A 17934-nucleotide genomic window follows, 5' to 3' on the forward strand; every position below is an offset into this window, starting at 1 on the left:
CGTACGAGCACTTCGTAGCCCAGCGTAACCAGCCAACTCCACACCGGTGACCGGAATGACCCAACTCAGCCGTCAGGCTGAGGCGTCGGGCTGAGGCGTCGGGCTGAGGCGTCGGGCTGAGGCGTCGGGCTGAGGCGTCGGGCCGAAGCCTCAGGCCGCGAGGCCAGCCACCGCGTCGCCGACGTACTTCGCCCCCAGGATCGCGAGCACCGCCATCATGATGGCGGCGTTGTGCGCCGCCATCCACGCCTTCCACTCGCCCAGCACCTTCGCGGACCTGGACCCTCCGAAGACGTACACGGCCAGGGGAAGCAGCGTGCAGAGCGAGGCGATCACGACCATCAGGACGGCCGCGACCACCTTGCCGCCCGTGCCCGCCGTACTGGACGCGATCGAGACCGCGCCGCCGACCGCGAGGACGAGGTTCTTGGGGTTGGCGACCGCGAGCGCCGCCGCAAGGCCCGCCGCCTTGCCCGGCGTGAAGCGGTCGATCGCCGCCATCCAGCCCGGCGGCTTGGCCTCCTGGCCTTCCCGAGGGCGGTCCTTCCACTGCTTCAGGCCCATCAGGAGGAACACGACGCCGAGGGCGAGCTTCAGCCACAGGGTCCAGGTGGCCGGGCCGTCGTCGTCGCCCGACGCGTCCGCGCCCGAGCCCGCCAGGACGATCACTGTCACCAGGGCGGCGAGCGAGAGGACCCAGCCCGCGGTGAACGCGATGCCGTTGGCGCGGCCCTTGGGTGTCGCCAGCATCAGGATGACCGCGATCAGCGGGAGCGGGCTGATCGCGATGCCGACCGCGGAGGCCAGCATCTGGCCGATGGCGTCACCCATGCGTGCCCGCCTTCGGGTCCGCCACCGTCAGCTGCGGCAGACGCCAACTGCCGTCCAGGACCGAGGAGTCGGGGCCGTAGATGCGGACGGCGATCGTGAAGGGGCCGTCCGGGGCCGGCAGCCAGTTCGCCGCCTGCTTGGGGTCGGTGGGGGCGTCCCGCTGGACGTGGAGGGTCAGGCCTCCGTCGTCGTCGTGGACGACGCCTTGCGTCCGGTCGCCGATCGAGTAGCGGTCGATGGGATTGGCGACCAGGAGCCGCTCCGGAAGCCGGTACATCGTCGCCGACCAGAAGAAGCGGGCCGGAGGCAGCGATCCGGCGGCGAAGTGGACCGTGTACGCGTGCTTCGAGGCGTCCGGCGGGCGATTGCCCCGGTCGTCCTCCGCCCAGCCCGCGTACCAGGCCTCCGCCGACGGGAGTCCGTACAGGCCCTTGGCGACGCCCACCGCGCGGGTCAGGAAGTCGGTGCCGTGTTCCGCCCGTGTGCCGAACCAGCCCGTGGAGTCGACGGCGTCCTTCTTCGCCTCCTCCAGGCGGGTGCCGGCGTCCGCGATGCCCTGCTCGACCGCCTGCCTGGTCTCCGGCCCAAGGGCGGAGGGTTCGAACTCGCCCGTGCCGCGCACGCCGAGGGCGGCCAGGCGGGTGCGCAGTGCGCGGTCCTCCTCCAGGGGCGGGAAGAACTGGAGCAGGAAGTCCAGGAGCGTGAAGAACTCGACGCTCTCCAGGTCCTCTTCGCGCCAGGTCGGCCAGACGGGCTCCTCCGCCGGGTGCGGCGCCGGTGCGTCCAGGTACTCCGAGAGGCGCCGCAGGCGGTAGCCCTCCTGGATGGCGCGCAGGGCTTCCACGTCGTCGGCCCCGGCCAGACTCGTGCGGCCCAGGCAGCCCACCAGGAAGGTGTCGGCCCGCAGGACGTCCGCGATGCCCGGCGGGATCTCGCCCCGCCAACCCGGGCCCGTGATCAGGTAGTCGGCCGCTTCCTGGCCCGTGGTGCGGGCGCCGACGAAACCGACGTACGACGTGTCGAGGTCGTGGAAGGGGAGGACGTAGTAGCGGTCGACCGCGGGGACGGACACCACCCATGGCTCCGCGCGCAGGTCGAGCCAGGCCCAGGAGTAGGGCGTGTCGTTGTTCGGGGTCACCACGTCCGTGTTGGCGGGGGTGAACGGCTCCGAGTAGTGACGGAAGGTGCCGAACCCTCCCACGTAGCGCGGGTCTTGGGGGTCGATCGCCTGCGGATACATCGTCCGGTAGTTCTCCAGCAGCGCGAAGCCCCAGATCCAGGCGTCGGCCGCCGTCTCGCGTGCCTCGTCGGGGGTCGGGTGGTCCTGGTGCGTGACTGGTTCCGTCATGGTGTACAAATTCGCACCTTTTGCCCTCTTTTGCATTCCCGGACCGCGTGCTGTGACGGGCCCCGGTGGGTCACCCGAACGGCCCCCGCCCGCTCGCCCACCGCCGTGGCCCGTCACAGGCTCGGAGTTCCTTGACAGAAAGAGGGGTGGCCCCAACATGGCCAGCAACACGAGCAGCCCGCGAGGCGAGAGCCCCTGGGCTTCCGGCGGAACGATGTTCGCGGGTGTCCTGATGCTGGTCTACGGCATCCTCGGCATCCTCGAAGGCATCGCGGGCATCGCGAAGGACGACGTCTACGCACGCATCGGCGACTACGTCTACAAGTTCAACCTCACCACGTGGGGCTGGATCCACCTGATCCTGGGCATCCTGCTCGTCGTCGTCGGCTACGGCATCCTCAAGGGCGCGGCCTGGGGCAAGGCGTGCGGTGTCGCCCTCGCCTCGATCGCCATCGTCGTGCACTTCCTGTGGCTGCCCTACCAGCCCGTCTGGGCGCTGATCTCGATCGCGATCGGCATCTTCGTCGTCTGGGCGCTGTGCACGGACCACTCGGACCGGCACGCGGGCCACGGCAGCCATCGCGGCCCGTCGGGCGACGAGGGCGGCTGGGGTGCCAGGAGCACGTCCTCCGGACCCGGCCCGTTCGCCGAAGGCTCCGGCGGCGGCAACCCGCCCTCCGCGCCCGGCCCCGGGCCCATCGGCAGCCCTGACCGCACACCGCCCGCCGGAACCTGACCGGACGCGGGGCAGGGGCGGCCGTGCGCACCAAGCCCGGCCGCCCCTGGCCGTCCGTCAGGCGTCCCTGGCCGTCCATCGGGCGCCCGCGGCCCGCCGATGTCAGCTCCGGGATGGTGACCGGGCTCTTCTCGATCCCGGAGGGCATGGCGTACGCGGCGATCGCCGGGTTCAATCCGGTCGCCGGGCTCTACGCGGGTGTCGTACCGGCGATCGTGGGCTCGTTCACCGCCCGCACCGTCCTCATGGTCACCACCCTGACCAGCGCCATCGCCCTGACCTCGCAGAGCGTGCTCTCCGATGCCGGGCTCGACCCGAAGGACGCGGGGAACGTCGCGACGCTGACCTTGATGGTCGGCGTCGTCATGCTCCTGATGGGGCTGCTGCGGCTCGGCGTGGTGCTCAGCTTCGTGTCGAACGCCGTGATGACCGGCTTCTCCACCGGTATCGCGCTGCAGATCATCACCGGCGTACTGAAGGACGCGACCGGCTACAAGCCCGAGGGCCACAACAAGCTTGTGCAGGTGGAGGATTGGCTCGTCCACGCCGGTGACTGGGAGGGGGCCGCGACCCTCGTCGCCGTCGTCACGGTCGTCGTCTGGGCGCTCGCGCGTGCGGTGAAGCGGCTTGAGCCCGTCGCCCTGCTCATCGCCATGGTGGTGGTCGCGGTGGGCGTCGCCGTGTTCGCCACCGATGTGGAGCTCGTGCGGGACATCGCCCACATCCCGGGTGCCCTTCCCGGTTTCTCCGCCCCGGACTTCTCCGCCGTGCCCGACCTGATCGGCGGCGCCTTCTCCGTGGCGCTCGTCGCGCTCGCCCAGGCCGCGGGGATCGCCCCGTCCATGCCGAACCCGGACGGCAGCCGCTCCGACGTCAACGGCGACTTCCGCGCCCAGGGGTACGCCAACGCCCTCGGCGGTCTCTTCCAGGCGCTGCCCAGCGGCGGTTCGCTCTCGCGCACGGGGGTGGCGGTGAGCGCGGGGGCGCGGACGCGGTGGGCCGGGGTGATCTCCGGGGTCTTCCTCGCCCTGGTGGTCCTGGTGTGCGGGTCGCTGGCCGAGCGGATCCCGATGCCGGTGATCGGCGGGCTCATCCTCGTGGTGGGCGGCGAGCTGATCTGGGGCAAGCGGCACGACATCCTGCTCGTGCTGCGTACGTCGTGGATGTCGGCGGGAGCCATGATCCTGACGTTCCTCGCCACCACCCAACTCCCGCTCCAGCAGGCCATCGTGATCGGAGCGGTGCTCTCGCTGCTGCTGTACTGCGCGCAGGCGGCGCGGCAAGGGAAGCTCGTCCGACTTGAGCGGGGTGCCGGAGGGCTGTGGGCCATCGGGGGGCCGCCGCCGGACCGGCTCACTCCGGGGGAGATCACCGTCCTCGATTACGCGGGGTCTTCGTTCTTTGCCGAACTGCCTCGCATCGAGGGGGAGTTGCCCGAAGTCGAAGGCGCTCGCGGCAGCGTCCTCATGCTCGTCGTGCGCGCCCTGCCCGACGTGCCCTCCTCGGCCGTGCTCAAGCTCCTCGACCGGTACGCCGCCGGACTCGCCGCGCAGGGCGGGCGGCTCGTCCTGGTCGGCGTGCAGCCTCCGCTGGCGCGGCTCCTGGAGAAGTCGGGCCTGGCCGCGCGGCTCGGGGACGGCGGCATCGTCCCCGCCGAGCCGGAACTGTTCGCGCCGCTGGACAAGGCGATCGCCGCGGCCCGCACCGCCCCCGGCGGCCCCGCTGCCCCCGCCACCCCCACATCACCGCACCGGGAGACCCCGTGACCGTGCCCCCGCAGGCCCGCGCCCTGCTCCCGCTCGTCCTGCCCGCGCTGCTCATCGGCGTCGGGTCGAGCCTCGTCCTGCTGCTGCTCAGCTTCGTCGCCGAGCGGCTCCAGGACCTGCTGTGGGACACGCTGCCGGACGCCGTCGGGGTCTCCGGGACCTCGGCGGGCTGGATCATCGCCATGCTCACCGCGGCGGGTCTCGTCGTCGGGCTGCTGGTGTGGAAGATGCCGGGGCACGCCGGGCCCGACCCCGCGACGCTCGGGCTCGTCGATCCGCCGCTGCCCGTGCGGATCCTGCCGGGCATCGCGCTCGCCGTCATCGTGGGGCTCGCGGGCGGCGTCAGCCTCGGCCCGGAGAACCCGATCACCGCGATCAACATCGCCCTCGCCTACGCGCTCGGCATGAAGGCGATGCCCCGCACACCCGCCGCCGACTGGGTCGCGCTCGCCGCGGCGGGGACCATCGGAGCGCTCTTCGGGACGCCCGTCGCGGCGGCCCTGATCCTCTCCGAGACCGTGGCGGGACCGCCCGACCCGCGCCCGCTGTGGGACCGGCTGTTCGCGCCGCTGGTCTCGGCCGGCGCGGGGTCGCTGACCACCGTGCTCATCGCGCACCCCACCTTCGAGATCGACGTCCCCTCGTACGACGGGCCGCACTGGGGCGACGTGCTCTCGGCGATGGTCATCAGCTCGGCGGCGGCGGTCGTCGGCCTCTGCGCCGTGTACGTCTTCCCGTATCTCCACCGCGCCTTCCGCCAGCTCGGACACCCCGTGCTGATGCTCACCATGGGCGGTCTCGTGCTCGGCGCCCTGGGCGCGCTCGGCGGCCACCTCACGCTCTTCAAGGGCCTGGACGAGATGAAGGAGCTGACCGACCACGCCTCCGACCACGACGCGGGCAACCTGCTGCTGCTCGCCGTGGTCAAGCTGCTCGCGCTCTGCGTGGCCGCCTCCTGCGGCTTCCGGGGCGGACGCATCTTCCCCGCCGTCTTCGTGGGCGTGGCCCTCGGCATGTTCGCGCACGCGCTCGTGGACGCGGTGCCGCCCGCCCTGGCGATCAGCTGCGCCATCCTCGGTGTCCTGCTCGCCACGACGCGGCAGGGCTGGCTGAGCCTGTTCACGGCCGCCGTCGTCGTGCCGGACCTCGACCTGCTGCCCTTGCTGTGCGTGGCGGCCCTGCCCGCCTGGCTGCTGGTGACCGGGCGTCCCGACATGCTGATCGAGGAGGAACCGCACAAGATGGACGGATCTGCCGCGTCCGGTTCCGCGGCCCCCGCCGACCCCCCTGGCCCCGCCGCTCCGTCGAATGGACCCGCCTCATGAGCGCCGCCCCCACCAGCGACCTGCCCTTTGACGACACCGCCGACTTCGCCGACGCGGACCGCGGGTTCATCGGCGCCCTCGTGCCCGCCGTCGTACGGACGGACGACGGCCGGGTCATCTGGGACAACGACGCCTACGGCTTCCTCAAGGGCGAGTGCCCCGACACCGCCCACCCGAGCCTGTGGCGCCAGGCCCAGCTCTGCGCGCGCCAGGGCCTGTACGAGGTCACCGAGGGCATCTACCAGGTCCGCGGCCTCGACCTGTCCAACATGACGCTCGTCGAGGGCGAGAGCGGCGTCATCGTCATCGACCCGCTGATCTCCGCCGAGTGCGCGGCGGCGGCGCTGGCCCTGTACCGCGAGCACCGCGGGGAGCGCCGCGTCACCGGCCTCATCTACACGCACTCGCACGGCGACCACTTCGGCGGCGCGCGCGGCGTCCTGCCGCGCGGCAGCGGCAAGGACATCCCGATCGTCGCGCCCGAGGGGTTCCTGGAGCACGCGGTCAGCGAGAACGTCTACGCGGGCCCGGCCATGTCGCGCCGCGCGATGTTCATGTACGGCGACAGCCTGCCGAAGGCCCCCGAAGGGCAGATCAGCGCGGGCCTGGGCATGACGACGTCGACCGGCACCCTGACCCTCATCCCGCCCACCGTCGACATCACGCGCACCGGCCAGGAAGAAGTCATCGACGGCGTACGCATCATCTTCCAGCTCACGCCGGGCACCGAGGCGCCGGCCGAGATGAACTTCTCCTTCCCCGACCGCCGCGCGCTGTGCCTCGCCGAGAACGCCACGCACAACATGCACAACATCCTGACCCTGCGCGGCGCGGTCGTGCGCGACGCCCGCATCTGGTCGCGCTACCTGGACGAGGCCATCGGCTTCTTCGGCGACACGTACGACGTCGCATTCGCCTCGCACCACTGGCCGACCTGGGGCCGCGAGCACGTCGTGAAGATGCTCTCCGAGCAGCGCGACCTGTACGCCTACCTGCACGACCAGACCCTGCGCATGCTCAACCAGGGCCTGACGGGCCCGGAGATCGCCGAGGAGTTCCGGCTGCCCCCGGCCCTGGAGAAGGCCTGGCACGCGCGCGGCTACTACGGCTCGGTCAGCCACAACGTCAAGGCGATCTACCAGCGCTACCTGGGCTGGTTCGACGGCAACGCGGCCCACCTGTGGGAGCACCCGCCGGTCGAACTCGCCCGGCGGTACGTCGAGTTGGCGGGCGGCGCGGACGAGGCACTGACCAAGGCACGCGCGTACGCGGCCGACGGCGACCTGCGCTTCGCCGCCACACTCCTCAACCACATCGTGTTCGCCGACCCCGGCGACGCGGCGGCGAAGGAGACCCTGGCCGGGGTCTACGACCGGCTCGGACACGGCGCCGAGAACGGCACCTGGCGCAACTTCTATCTGACCGCTGCGCTCGAACTCCGCCAGGGCACGGGCAGGGTCCAACTGGACATGTCCAACCCAGAGATGGCGATGGCGCTCACCACCGAGCAGCTGATCGACTCGATCGCGGTCAACGTCGACGGCCCCCGCGCCTGGGACGAGAGTTTCGTCATCGACCTCGTCCTCACCGACGAGCAGAGCCGCCGCCGCCTGAACCTGCACAACGGCGCGCTCACGCACCGCGAGTCCCAGGCCGCCTCCGGCGCGGGTCTCACGCTGACCCTCACCAAGCCGCAGCTCCTGGGCGTCCTGGCCGGGAAGGGCCTCGACGGGAAGGGCCTGGACGGGATCGCGGTGGAGGGCGACCCGGAGCTGCTCAAGCGGCTGTTCGCGGTGGTGACGAAGCCGGACCCTTCGTTCGCGATCGTCACGCCCTGAGGCGTCACCGGCGTTCGAGGCTCACTCACGCTCCAGTCCCGGTACGCCCAGCGCCGAGAGCCCGTCCAGGACGAGGTCGACGCCGACCGCGGCGAGCAGCAGGCCGAGCAGCCTGCCGAAGAGTTCGATCGTGGCGTGGTGGGTGCCGCGCAGGACGCGCGCGAGCAGGACCACGCACACCAGGTCCAGGGCGATCACGGTGACGTAGGCGCCGACGACCGTGGACCGCCAGGTCCAGGTGTCGCGGGCCGCCGCCTCGATCAGGACGGCGGTCATGGCGAGCGGGCTGACGATGTACGGCATCAGCAACTCGCGTACGCCGCTGACGAGATCGGGCGCGTCCTGGTCCGCGCGGTCCGAGCCGAGGTGGACGCCGAGGACGAGCCCCACGGCGTAGATGAAGAAGATGACGCCGCCCGCGAGCTGGAGCGCGGGCGTGGAGATGTGGAAGAGCTCAAGGAGCCACGGCGCGGTGAACCCCGCGATGAGGCCCACCACGACGGCGGCCCCGGACGAGACGAGGGCGATCATCCGCAGCTCGCGGACCGGATGGTTCTGCGCGAGGCCGCCGAAGGCGAGCAGCACCTTGGGCGGGCCGACGACGGAGAAGAAGGTGATGAAGGCGGCGGAGTACGTCAGGGCAGCGGTCACGCACGGCATCCTGTACCGCGCGGCGCCCCGAATGCGGCGGGCGCGCCTGGAACGCGGGCGCGGGCGCGCCTAGAAGGGGGCTGGGCCGCCGTTCGCCGCGACCGTGTCGCGCACCGCGCGGACGAAGGCCTCCAGGCGCGGGGTCCCCTCGGCGGCCGTGCGCCAGATCAGCGCGACATCGGCCGACGGGACGTCCGTCAGGGGTACGAAGGTGATGTCGGGCCGTGAGTAGTACTTCTCCACGGACGCGATGACCGGCGAAAGACCCTGCCCCGTGGCGACCAGCGTCATCAGCTCCTGGAACCCGGCGACGGACTGACCACGGCGGATGGGGAGGCCGCTGGGCGTGCGGGGCGGGACATGGAAGTCCCACCAGTAGGCGGGCGCTCCATTGACGACACCGAAGAAGGTCTCGCCCGCGAGTTCTTCGAGGGACACGCTGTCGCGCCCGGCCAGGCGGTGGCCGAGCGGCACGGCGAGCATGCGGGGTTCGTTGATGACGACGGGCCCGACGGTGAGGTCCGGCTCCTCGACGGGCAGGCAGGTGAACAGCGCGTCGGCGTCGCCGCTACGGAGAGCGCCGAGCGGGTCCCCGAACTGGGTCTCCCGCATCCGGACGTCACATCCCGGGCAGCGCTCGCGGAACGTCGCCAGGATCGCGGAGGTCAGCGTGCCCGCGCCCGACCCGAGGAAGGCCACGGTCAACTCGCCCTCGACGCCGCGGGCCACGTCCTGGGCGCGGGCGACAGCGGCTTCCATGCGGATGTGGAGAGGGGCGAGATCGTCGTACAACTGCCTTCCGAGCGGCGACATTTCGACACGTCGGCTGGTCCGCTCGAAGAGCGGGGCACCGATCTTGCGCTCCAGCTTCTTCACGGTCTGGCTGACGCGGGCCTGGGAGAGGAGGAGGCGTTCGGCGGTGCGGCCGAAGTGGAGTTCTTCGGCGAGAGTCAGGAAAGTCTCCAGCTCCTGGCGTTCCATTCCGCTGCCACCCCGTCCCTGACCTGCATCGATAAGTCTGAGCGCATCGATCGTTTCATGGATCGTCGTTGATCGGGGGGTGACGGGGGCGGATCTTGGAGGAGTCCGGTTCTTCTCTTCCCCGGGCATCGACATCCTCCTCAACTCCTCGGAGATTCCCATGCTTTCGCGTACTCGTACCCATACCCGTACCCGTACCTCTCTCGTCGCCGCCGCTGCCGCGCTCGCCCTGACCGCCGGTCTGGCCGTCACCGGGGCTCACGCCTCCGGCTCGGGGGCAGGGTCGCGGCCGTCCGGGCCCGCCTGGACGGCCGCCTGGGCCGCGTCGCCGCAGCGCGCCAGTACGGGCTTCAAGGCCAACTGGTCGGAGGACGGCTTCTCCGGTCAGACCCTGCGCCAGGTCGTACGCGTCACGGAGGGCGGCGACAGAGCCCGCATCCGCCTCTCCAACGCGTACGGCACCTCGCCGCTGCACATCGCCGGGGCGAGCATCGCGCGTACGAAGAAGGGGGCGGCGATCGAGGAAGGGTCGGTACGGCGGCTGACGTTCGGGGGGAGGCGGTCGGTGGAGATACCGGCGCACGGGCAGCTGTCGAGTGATGAGGCGGGGCTGGACCTGAAGCGGTTCGAGTCGGTGACCGTCACCTTGTATCTCTCCCGCACGACCGGCCCCGCCACCTTCCACGCGCAGTCGTTCGCGACGAGTTATCGGGCGGACGGGGAGCATGTCGGGGACACGGGGGCGGGGGCGTTCGACGAGTCGACGGAGTCCTGGTACTTCCTGTCGGGGGTGGATGTCGCCGGCAAGAAGGCGCGCCGCGGTGGGGGTGTTGTTCTGTTCGGTGACTCCACCACCGACGGGTTCGCCTCCTCGACCGACCTCAACCGGCGCTGGTCCGACGCCCTCGCCGAGCGGCTGGCCAAGGCGGGGACGCCTCGGCCCGTGCTGAATGCCGGTATCGGCGGGAATCTCGTGCTCAACGACTCGGCCTGGTACGGGGAGAGGGGTACGGCTCGCTTCGGGCGGGACGCGTTGGACCTGCCGGGGGTGGGGACGGTGGTCGTTCTTGAGGGGCTGAACGACATCGGGTTCAGCGAGAGCGATACGCCTACCTATAAGCCTGCGCCGAAGGTGAGTGCTGAGGAACTCATCGCGGGGCACCGGAAGTTGATCCGGGCTGCGAAGGCGAAGGGGGTCAGGGTCGTGGGGGCCACGTTGTTGCCGCTCGGGGGGTCTGATCACTATGGGGAGCGGGCGGCGAAGGTGAGCGATGAGTTCAATGAGTGGGTGCGGACTTCGGGGGAGTACGACGCGTACGTGGACTTTGACCGGGCTCTCGCGGATCCCGCGGACGGGGAGCGGATTGCTCCGCAGTTCGACAGTGGGGATCATCTGCACCCGAATGACGCGGGGTATCGGGCGATGGCAGAGGCTGTGGACCTCGAAGAGCTTTAGTCCCCAACCCCGCCCCTTCCCGGCTGTATCCATTGGCGGCTCCGCCGCGGGCCGCTCTGGCGCGGGGGCCTTGGTGGCCGTCATCACCGGCTTCGCCGAGTTCGTCCTCAAACGCCGGACGGGCTGGAACTATCCAGCCCGTCCGGCGTTTGAGGACATCTCTTGGGGGTCCAGGGGGCGGAGCCCCATGGTTTCGGGAAGGGGTGGGATTGGGGAAAGCCCCGCAGGGACCGCCTGAACCCGCACCCCTTCACCGTCGCGGCGAGGCAATCGCACGCGCCGCGACGACTTCCTGCCGCAACGGCTCCAGCACACTCTCCTGCGGCCCGGTGAACTCCGCAGGCACCTCCTCCAGGATCTCCGAGCCCCTCAACCCCTCCGACAGCTCCCGGAGTTGGCGGGCCACCTCCCCCACCTCCGTCAGCGTCGGCTCCTCCGACCCATGGCGGATCCGGACCGCCGCAGCGGTGGTCGCGTCCACGATCCGTTCGACCGCGATCACCAGCGGCCACCACGCCGCTGCCCTGGCCCCCATCGGGGGCGGCTCCGTCAGCGCTCGCTGGAATTCCGTCCGGATGACCGAGAGGTCCCGGTACAGGCCGCGCCGCATCCGCGCCCGCGCCGCCGCGTCCACCGCCGTGCCGAACGCGCTCTCCACGTACGACGCCGTGTCGGCCACCGTGTCCGCGAGGCGGTCGCCGATCCGCGTGTGCCAGCTCTCCGGCCACAGCAAGTACCCCGCCACCAGCGAGATCGCGCAGCCGATCAGGCTGTCGACCAGGCGTGGCACGACGAGTCCGAAGCCCTGGTGGTTCAGGACGTCCGACAGGAGCAGGATCACCGGGGTGATCGCGGCCGTCTGGTAGCCGTAGCCCCTCGGCGTGAACGCCGGGATCAGGGACGCCAGGACCAGTATCACCGGCACGTCCCACCAGCCCCGCGGGACCTGGGACAGGACCGCCGCCGCCACCACGAGCCCCGCCGCCGTGCCCAGCGCCCGCAGCACCGCCCGCGAGAAGACCGAGCCGAAGTCCGGCTTCAGCACGAACGTGACGGTGAGCGCCACCCAGTACGAGCGCGGCACCTCGATCAGTGACACCAGCGACTGCGCGATGCCGATGCACAGGGCGAGACGCAGGCCGTAGCGCCATGACGCGCTCGACAGGATCACGTTGCGCGCCGCTCTGCGGGCCCGCACGCGCAGGGCCGCCGGGCTGCCCAGGCGGTCGTCGCTGTCGTCCTTGATGGTCACGATGCCGTGCGGATCGGCGTCGTTGAGGAGTTCCGCCACGTGCCGCAGGGCGTGGTCGACCGCGTCGGCCGAGGGGTCCGGCGGTGCGGGGAGCTCGGGGGCCGGGATGTCCGCGTCCCGGGGCGATGCCACCGCGTCCGCCAGGCGCCGCACCTCCGCGGGGAACTCCGGCGGCATCGGAACCCCGCACTGGTGCGCGGCGGGCGCGGCCTCGACGACCGGCGTGATCGCGTTCAACTGGGCGATCAGGCGCACCAGATCGGGGTTGCGGCCGTGCGAGCGGGTGCGGCGCGCGAGGACCAGGTCGTACGACGTGTTGAGGGAGGCCGTCACCTCGGCGCGCGCCTCCTCGTACCGTTCCGTGCCCGCCGCCTCCAGGAGCGCCGCCACGCTGCGGTAGGTCCCGGCGACGGCGGCCCGCTCCGGGATGCCGGACCGGAAGGGCCATGCGAGGAGGGCGAGGGCCAGGACCAGGAGGCCGCCACCGGTCATCAGGACGGGGGCGAGCCACCACTGACCCGGCATCGGAAGCCCCGCCCCCACCACGGAGTTGAGCAGCAGGAGCAGACCCGACACGGACGCCACGGCGCCGATCGTGGACATCATCCCGGAGACCAGCGCGACGAGGGTGACGACGCCGACCGCCACCCAGCCGTGCCCGAAGACGAGCGAGCCGATGGTGACGCCGAGCGCCCCGAAGAGCTGCGGGACCGCGATGTTGAAGATCCGCATGCGGTACGCGTCGGCGGTGTCGCCGATGACCCCGGAGAGTGCGCCCATGGAGGCGAGCGCGCCGTACTCGGGCCGTCCCGCCGCGAGCCCGATCAGGAGAGGCAGTGACATGGCGACGGACGCGCGTGCCACGGCCGCCCACGGGATCGGCGCCGCCTGCGGTTCGAGCGTCCTGACCAGCCAGGGAGGTGGGGCGAGGGCGCTCAGAGGGCCCGGTGGTGCGGGTGAATCGCGGCGGGGCATGCGGCCATTATCGCCGCCCTTGCTGCCGCTCTGCCCCGCCTGACCTGCGTTTTACCGGTCCGCCCGGCCTGCGTGCTAGCCGTTCGGCCCGGCCTGTGTGCTAGCCGTTCGGCCTGTGCAGCGTCAGGTCCACCACCAGGGCCCGGTGGTCCGTGTCGCCGATCTCCAGGAAGCGGGCGTCCTTGGCCGAGAAGTCCGGGGTGGCGAGGACGTGGTCGATCTGGGTGCCGAGCGGCGACATGAGGTCGGCGGGCCAGCTGGGGGTGCGGGCGGAGCCGGAGAGGGCCGCCGCGTCGCGTACGCCGCCGGTGTCCAGGATGTCGCGGAAGGCCGCGTGGTCCTGCGTGGCGTTGAAGTCGCCCGCGATGATGGTGGAGCGGTTCGCGCGCCTGCCCTGGGCTGCGTAGTCGCGGAGTTCGGCGAGTTCGGTGCGCCAGGTGCCGAGCTGCTTGGGCAGCGGCGGCATGGGGTGGGCGAGCTGGACGCGGACCTGGTGACCGTCCTGCAGCTCGGCCACGGCTCCCGGCATGCCCAGGGTGCCCGCGAGGCCGCTCGCCTTCTTCAGGGGCAGCTTGCTGACGATCACCGAGCCTTCGGCGCCGCCCGCCTCGCTCGCGGTGCGGTAGGGGTAGTCGGAGCGGGGCAGTTCGTCGCGCAGGGTGTCCGAGCAGGTGTAGTCGCACTCCGGGACGAACAGGAGGTCCGGCTTCTCCTTGCGGACCGCCTTGACCAGGCCCTGGGTTCCCCGGCCGAACTCCACGTTCGACGCCATGACGCGGACGTCGGCGACCGCCGGTCCCCGCGGGTCGTCCGCCTTGCCGTACGGCTCCAGGAACCAGGCGATGCCGCCGAGCGCGACGACTCCCCAGACGAGGCCGACGCGCCAGCGGGCGAGTGCCGCGAGCAGGAGACCTGCGACCGTCGGGGCGAGGAGGAGGGGCAGGAAGGCGAGGATCTGCGGTACGGGGGTGAAGCCGTCGGAGTCCGCGATCCGGAAGCCGAGGATGGTGCTGACGGCGGCCAGGAGGAGAGCGGCCAGCCAGGCGGAGGGGCGCTGACGGGGGCGCCTCCTCGCCTGCGGCTCGGGCCAGTCCCCCGTGGGGGCCGCCGCCGCTGCCGTCACGCTGTCCAAGGGGCGGCCTTTCCGTCCGGGGTCTGTGCCGAATCTTCCCCTAGAGACGGCGGGAGGTGGGCGGGGGTTGCATTCCCCGATCCCGCCCCTTCCCGAAACCGTGGGGCTCCACCCCCTGGCCCCCGTGCAAGGCGGTCTCACACGCCGGCCGGGCTGGACCTGCCGGATGGTCTCCGGCGCCGAAGCAGCCACGCGGCAAGTGCAACCGCGAGGCCCACCCCCAGAATCACCCACCCCGCCACGCTCAGGGAGTGCGTCAACGCGTCGTAGACCGCCTCCGCGGCCGGGCGCGAGACATCCTTCGGCAGGTCGTCCAGGGTCAGGCCCCGGCCCACCATGACCGCCACCGCAAGGACCGCCCCCGCGAGGCCCGCGCCGAGGGCCGTGCGGATGATCGCCCGGCGGCGGCGCACCGCGAGGAGGATGCCGGCCACGGCGAGGAGCACCGCCGCGACCGGGAGCCAGAGGCCCGCCATCTGGAGCATGTGGAATCCCTTCCCGAAGGGGCCGAGGTCCGAGGACTCCATGAGCGTCACCTCGGTGTGTGTGACCGGGATGCTGTCCGCGAACGGCACGCCGTCATCGGTCAGTTGTTTCTTGACCTGCTCGGTGATGGGCGCCAGGTCGATGGCGACCGCGCCGCCTTCCGAACGGTCGCTCAGCGCGTCCTGCACCGCGTCGTGCGCCGCGCGGTTCGCCGCGTTCCAGGCCGTCCTGAACGCCTTCGTCTCGGTGAAGGACCGCACAGCGTCCCGTACGAAGGACTCGACGGTGCCCTGCAGCGGGCCCACGTCGATCTCCTTCATCACCGAGTCGGTGACCGCACCGGCCACCGCGTCCCGCACGTCGGGGTCGGAGGCCAGCGGCGCCATCGTGGCCACGTACGCGTCGGCGTCCTCGATCTCGTACTTCGCCCAGGTGGAGAGTGCACCGAGCGGCACCAGGAGGACGGCGAGGACCAGCAGGACGGCGGACAGCGGGCGTCTGAACACGTCCCCCAGCAGAAGTCCCGGTCACGTGGGGCGCGACCGGGACGAGTGCATACGGGGCAAGGACGGGGCCGGAACCACCCCTTGCGGTTACTTGCTGTGCGGTTACCTGCTGTGCGATTGCTCGCTTGCAGCTACTTGCGGTTGTAGAGGCGCATCGTCACCGGGCCGAAGACCGCCACGAGCAGCACCGCCCAGCCCAGCGCCCAGACCAGCGACGAGCCCGGCGACGTACCCGCCATCAGATCGCGGACCGCGGAGGCGACATGGGTGATCGGGTTGTTGTTCACGAACGCCTGCAGCCAGCCCGGCATCGTCTCGGGCTTCACGAAGATGTCGCTCAGGAACGTCAGCGGGAAGAGCACCATCATGCTGACGCCCATCACCGACTTCTCGGTGCGCAGCAGGAGACCGAACATCGTCCACACCCACGAGAAGGCGAAGGAGAAGACGATGAGGAGGAGCACTCCGGCAAGGACGCCGAGGACGCCGCCGTCCGGACGGAAGCCGATGATCATGCCGACGGCCAGCATGACCAGGGACGCGATGGCGTAGCGCAGGGCGTCGCCCAGGAGGTAGCCGACCATCACCGACGGGCGCCAGATCGGCAGCGTGCGGAAGCGGTCGAAGACGCCCTTGTCGATGTCGATGTTCACCGAGACGCCCGTGTACATCGTGATCATGACGACGGACATCACGAGGATGCCGGGCAGCAGGTACTGGATGTACTCGCTCGGCGATCCGGCGAGCGCGCCCCCGAAGAGGTACGTGTACATCAGCACCATCATGATCGGGAAAGCCGTCACGTCGAAGAGCTGCTCCGGCACATGCTTGATCTTGAGCATGGCCCGCCAGCCGAACGTCAGGGACGCGGAGACCGCGCTGGGGCGCTGCGGCCGGTCACCGGCGATGAGCAGTTCGGCGAGGGACTCGGTCCTTACGGGCGCCAGGTCCTGGGCCTCGGATGTGGTGGTCGCGGTGCTCATGCCTTTGCCTCTTTCTCCGCCATGTCTTTCGCCGCCATGTCCGTCGCGTGATGAGCGGTGCCGGTGAGGGCCAGGAACACCTCGTCCAGGCTGGGCTGGCCGAGGGAGAAGTTGTCGACGGTGATCCCGGAGCGGGCCAGTTCGGCCAGGGCGCGCGATGCCTTCTCGGCGGCGTCCGTGCCGTTGCGCTCGCCGTTGCCGACGCGGGCGGTGAGGGCGACCGGGTCGGGTTCCAGCTGGACCTCCGCGTCGAGCGCGATGCGCAGCGCCTTCGCGGCGTCCTCACGCTGCTCCGCGTCCCGCAGCCGTACGTGCACCGAGCCGGCGCCGACCGACGCCTTCAACTCGCCCTTGGTGCCCTCCGCGATGACCTTGCCGTCGTCGATGACGGCGATGCGGGACGCGAGGTGGTCGGCCTCGTCCAGATACTGCGTGGTCAGCAGGACCGTCGTGCCGTGCGCGACGACCGCGCGGACGATGTCCCAGACCTGGTTGCGGCTTCGCGGGTCGAGGCCCGTCGTCGGCTCGTCCAGGAAGAGCAGGTCGGGGGTGTTGAGGATGGACGCCGCGATGTCGATGCGGCGGCGCATTCCGCCGGAGTAGTTCTTCACCTGGCGGGTGGCCGCGTCGCTCAGGCCGAAGGCCTCAAGGAGCTGCCCGGCCCTGCTGTAGGCCGCCTTCTTGCCGTGTCCGGTGAGGCGGGCCAGGAGCACCAGGTTCTCGGTGCCGGTCAGGTCCTCGTCGACCGAGGCGTACTGACCGGTGAGGCTGACCCTGCTGCGTACGGCGTCGGCCTCCCGCACGACGTCGTGGCCGAAGACGTGGGCATCGCCGCCGTCCGGGCGCAGCAGGGTGGCGAGCATCTTCACGGTGGTGGTCTTGCCTGCGCCGTTCGGGCCGAGCAGGCCGTAGACCGTGCCGGACGGGATGGTGAGGTCCACGCCGTCGACGGCGCGGTTGTCGCCGAAGGTCTTCACCAGGCCCGCGGTCTCGATGGCCACGCTGTTCATGTCGTACGCCCTCTCCACGTCTGTGGTCGTCCGTTACGAGGGCAGACCGCCCCCGCGGCTGAAACTCATCGTCCGGTGGAGCACTAGCCCGAACGGGTGTTTGCTGGAAGAGGGGAAAGAGGAGGTCGATCATGCGGACCACTCCGGCCCTGAGGACTACTCCGGCCGCCCTGGGAACTCTCGCCGCAGCGTTCCTGACCGCAGGTGCGCTGTCCCTCGGAGGTGCTTCACCAGCATCCGCCGCCGCACCACCCACGCACAACCACCACGCGATCTGGGGGACGATCGTCGCCCCCGTCGACCTGAAGATCCGGGACATGCCGTCCACCAGCGCCACGATCGTCGCGAAGCTGCCCGCGGAGAGCCAGGACCGCGTCGAGTGCGTGACGCAGGGTACGAGCGTCTGGGGCGACACGTCCTGGTACTGGCTGGGCGGAGTGCAGGGCTGGGCGAGCGCCGCGTACGTCGATGTCGGCGGTCAGCACGTGCCGAGCTGCGCGTCCGCAGACCCGTGCAAGGAGTACAAGCCGTGCTGGGACACGTGCCAGGGCGGCTACAACCGCTACCACTGAAGCCGCCGAGTTGCCGGTCGGCGCGGGCGGGTGTGCTCTTGATGTGGGGCGGGTGTGAAGCGCCCGCCCGGGGGCGAACGCGTCAG

General features: G+C 71.1%; 14 protein-coding genes and 1 pseudogene. 6 read left to right on the forward strand and 9 right to left on the reverse strand.

The annotated features are described in order from the left end of the window. Positions 1–150: 150 nt before the first annotated feature. Both AC07AG_RS23950 and AC07AG_RS23955 read right to left on the reverse strand, forming a co-directional pair. Positions 151–831, reverse strand: a complete 681-nt coding sequence (locus AC07AG_RS23950; RefSeq protein WP_478757487.1) for a GAP family protein — start codon at positions 829–831, stop codon at positions 151–153. Beyond that, positions 824–2179 carry a DUF1254 domain-containing protein gene (locus AC07AG_RS23955; protein WP_478757489.1) on the reverse strand — a complete coding sequence of 452 codons (1356 nt, stop codon included), beginning with the start codon at positions 2177–2179 and terminating at the stop codon, positions 824–826. The genes AC07AG_RS23950 and AC07AG_RS23955 overlap by 8 nt, the downstream gene beginning before the upstream one ends. A gap of 157 nt (positions 2180–2336) precedes the next feature. Here AC07AG_RS23955 and AC07AG_RS23960 point away from each other — a divergent pair. The 4 genes and pseudogenes from AC07AG_RS23960 to AC07AG_RS23975 all read left to right on the forward strand — a co-directional run. Next, positions 2337–2732 (forward strand): annotated as a pseudogene (locus AC07AG_RS23960) (DUF7144 family membrane protein); the annotation flags it as partial. A gap of 206 nt (positions 2733–2938) precedes the next feature. Continuing rightward, positions 2939–4681 (forward strand): SulP family inorganic anion transporter, encoded by a 1743-nt coding sequence (locus AC07AG_RS23965; protein WP_478757490.1) that lies wholly within the window; start codon positions 2939–2941, stop codon positions 4679–4681. After that, the gene (locus tag AC07AG_RS23970; RefSeq protein WP_478757492.1) at positions 4678–6006 is read left to right on the forward strand and encodes an ion channel protein; all 1329 of its coding nucleotides are present in this window, start codon (positions 4678–4680) and stop codon (positions 6004–6006) included. Before AC07AG_RS23965 ends, AC07AG_RS23970 begins: the two co-directional genes overlap by 4 nt. Beyond that, positions 6003–7844, forward strand: coding sequence for an alkyl/aryl-sulfatase (locus tag AC07AG_RS23975; RefSeq protein ID WP_478757494.1), 1842 nt, complete (start codon positions 6003–6005; stop codon positions 7842–7844). Before AC07AG_RS23970 ends, AC07AG_RS23975 begins: the two co-directional genes overlap by 4 nt. A 21-nt stretch (positions 7845–7865) precedes the next feature. Here the strand turns inward: AC07AG_RS23975 and AC07AG_RS23980 are convergent, their stop codons facing one another. Then, positions 7866–8495 (reverse strand): MarC family protein, encoded by a 630-nt coding sequence (locus tag AC07AG_RS23980; protein WP_478757495.1) that lies wholly within the window; start codon positions 8493–8495, stop codon positions 7866–7868. Positions 8496–8564: 69 nt separating this feature from the next. Next, on the reverse strand, positions 8565–9476 hold the full coding sequence (locus AC07AG_RS23985) for a LysR family transcriptional regulator (protein ID WP_478757497.1): 912 nt from the start codon (positions 9474–9476) through the stop codon (positions 8565–8567). Between the two features lie 160 nt (positions 9477–9636). Here AC07AG_RS23985 and AC07AG_RS23990 point away from each other — a divergent pair, with 160 nt between their 5' ends. Further along, on the forward strand, positions 9637–10932 hold the full coding sequence (locus AC07AG_RS23990) for an SGNH/GDSL hydrolase family protein (protein WP_478757498.1): 1296 nt from the start codon (positions 9637–9639) through the stop codon (positions 10930–10932). A gap of 250 nt (positions 10933–11182) precedes the next feature. Here AC07AG_RS23990 and AC07AG_RS23995 read toward each other — a convergent pair whose 3' ends face one another. The 5 genes from AC07AG_RS23995 to AC07AG_RS24015 form a co-directional block, all read right to left on the reverse strand. Next, positions 11183–13159, reverse strand: a complete 1977-nt coding sequence (locus tag AC07AG_RS23995) for an FUSC family protein (RefSeq protein ID WP_478757500.1) — start codon at positions 13157–13159, stop codon at positions 11183–11185. A gap of 100 nt (positions 13160–13259) precedes the next feature. Beyond that, positions 13260–14291, reverse strand: coding sequence for an endonuclease/exonuclease/phosphatase family protein (locus tag AC07AG_RS24000; protein ID WP_478757502.1), 1032 nt, complete (start codon positions 14289–14291; stop codon positions 13260–13262). A gap of 137 nt (positions 14292–14428) precedes the next feature. Further along, positions 14429–15283, reverse strand: a complete 855-nt coding sequence (locus AC07AG_RS24005; protein ID WP_478757504.1) for a hypothetical protein — start codon at positions 15281–15283, stop codon at positions 14429–14431. 131 nt (positions 15284–15414) lie between these two features. Beyond that, on the reverse strand, positions 15415–16266 hold the full coding sequence (locus tag AC07AG_RS24010; RefSeq protein ID WP_478757506.1) for an ABC transporter permease: 852 nt from the start codon (positions 16264–16266) through the stop codon (positions 15415–15417). Continuing rightward, complete coding sequence (locus AC07AG_RS24015; protein WP_478757507.1) at positions 16263–17276, reverse strand: ATP-binding cassette domain-containing protein; 1014 nt, start codon at positions 17274–17276, stop codon at positions 16263–16265. The genes AC07AG_RS24010 and AC07AG_RS24015 overlap by 4 nt, the downstream gene beginning before the upstream one ends. A gap of 131 nt (positions 17277–17407) precedes the next feature. Between AC07AG_RS24015 and AC07AG_RS24020 the strand changes: the two genes are divergently transcribed. Further along, the gene (locus AC07AG_RS24020; protein ID WP_478757509.1) at positions 17408–17848 is read left to right on the forward strand and encodes an SH3 domain-containing protein; all 441 of its coding nucleotides are present in this window, start codon (positions 17408–17410) and stop codon (positions 17846–17848) included. Positions 17849–17934: the final 86 nt, after the last annotated feature.

It is taken from the genome of Streptomyces sp. NPDC044044, from assembly GCF_056434405.1.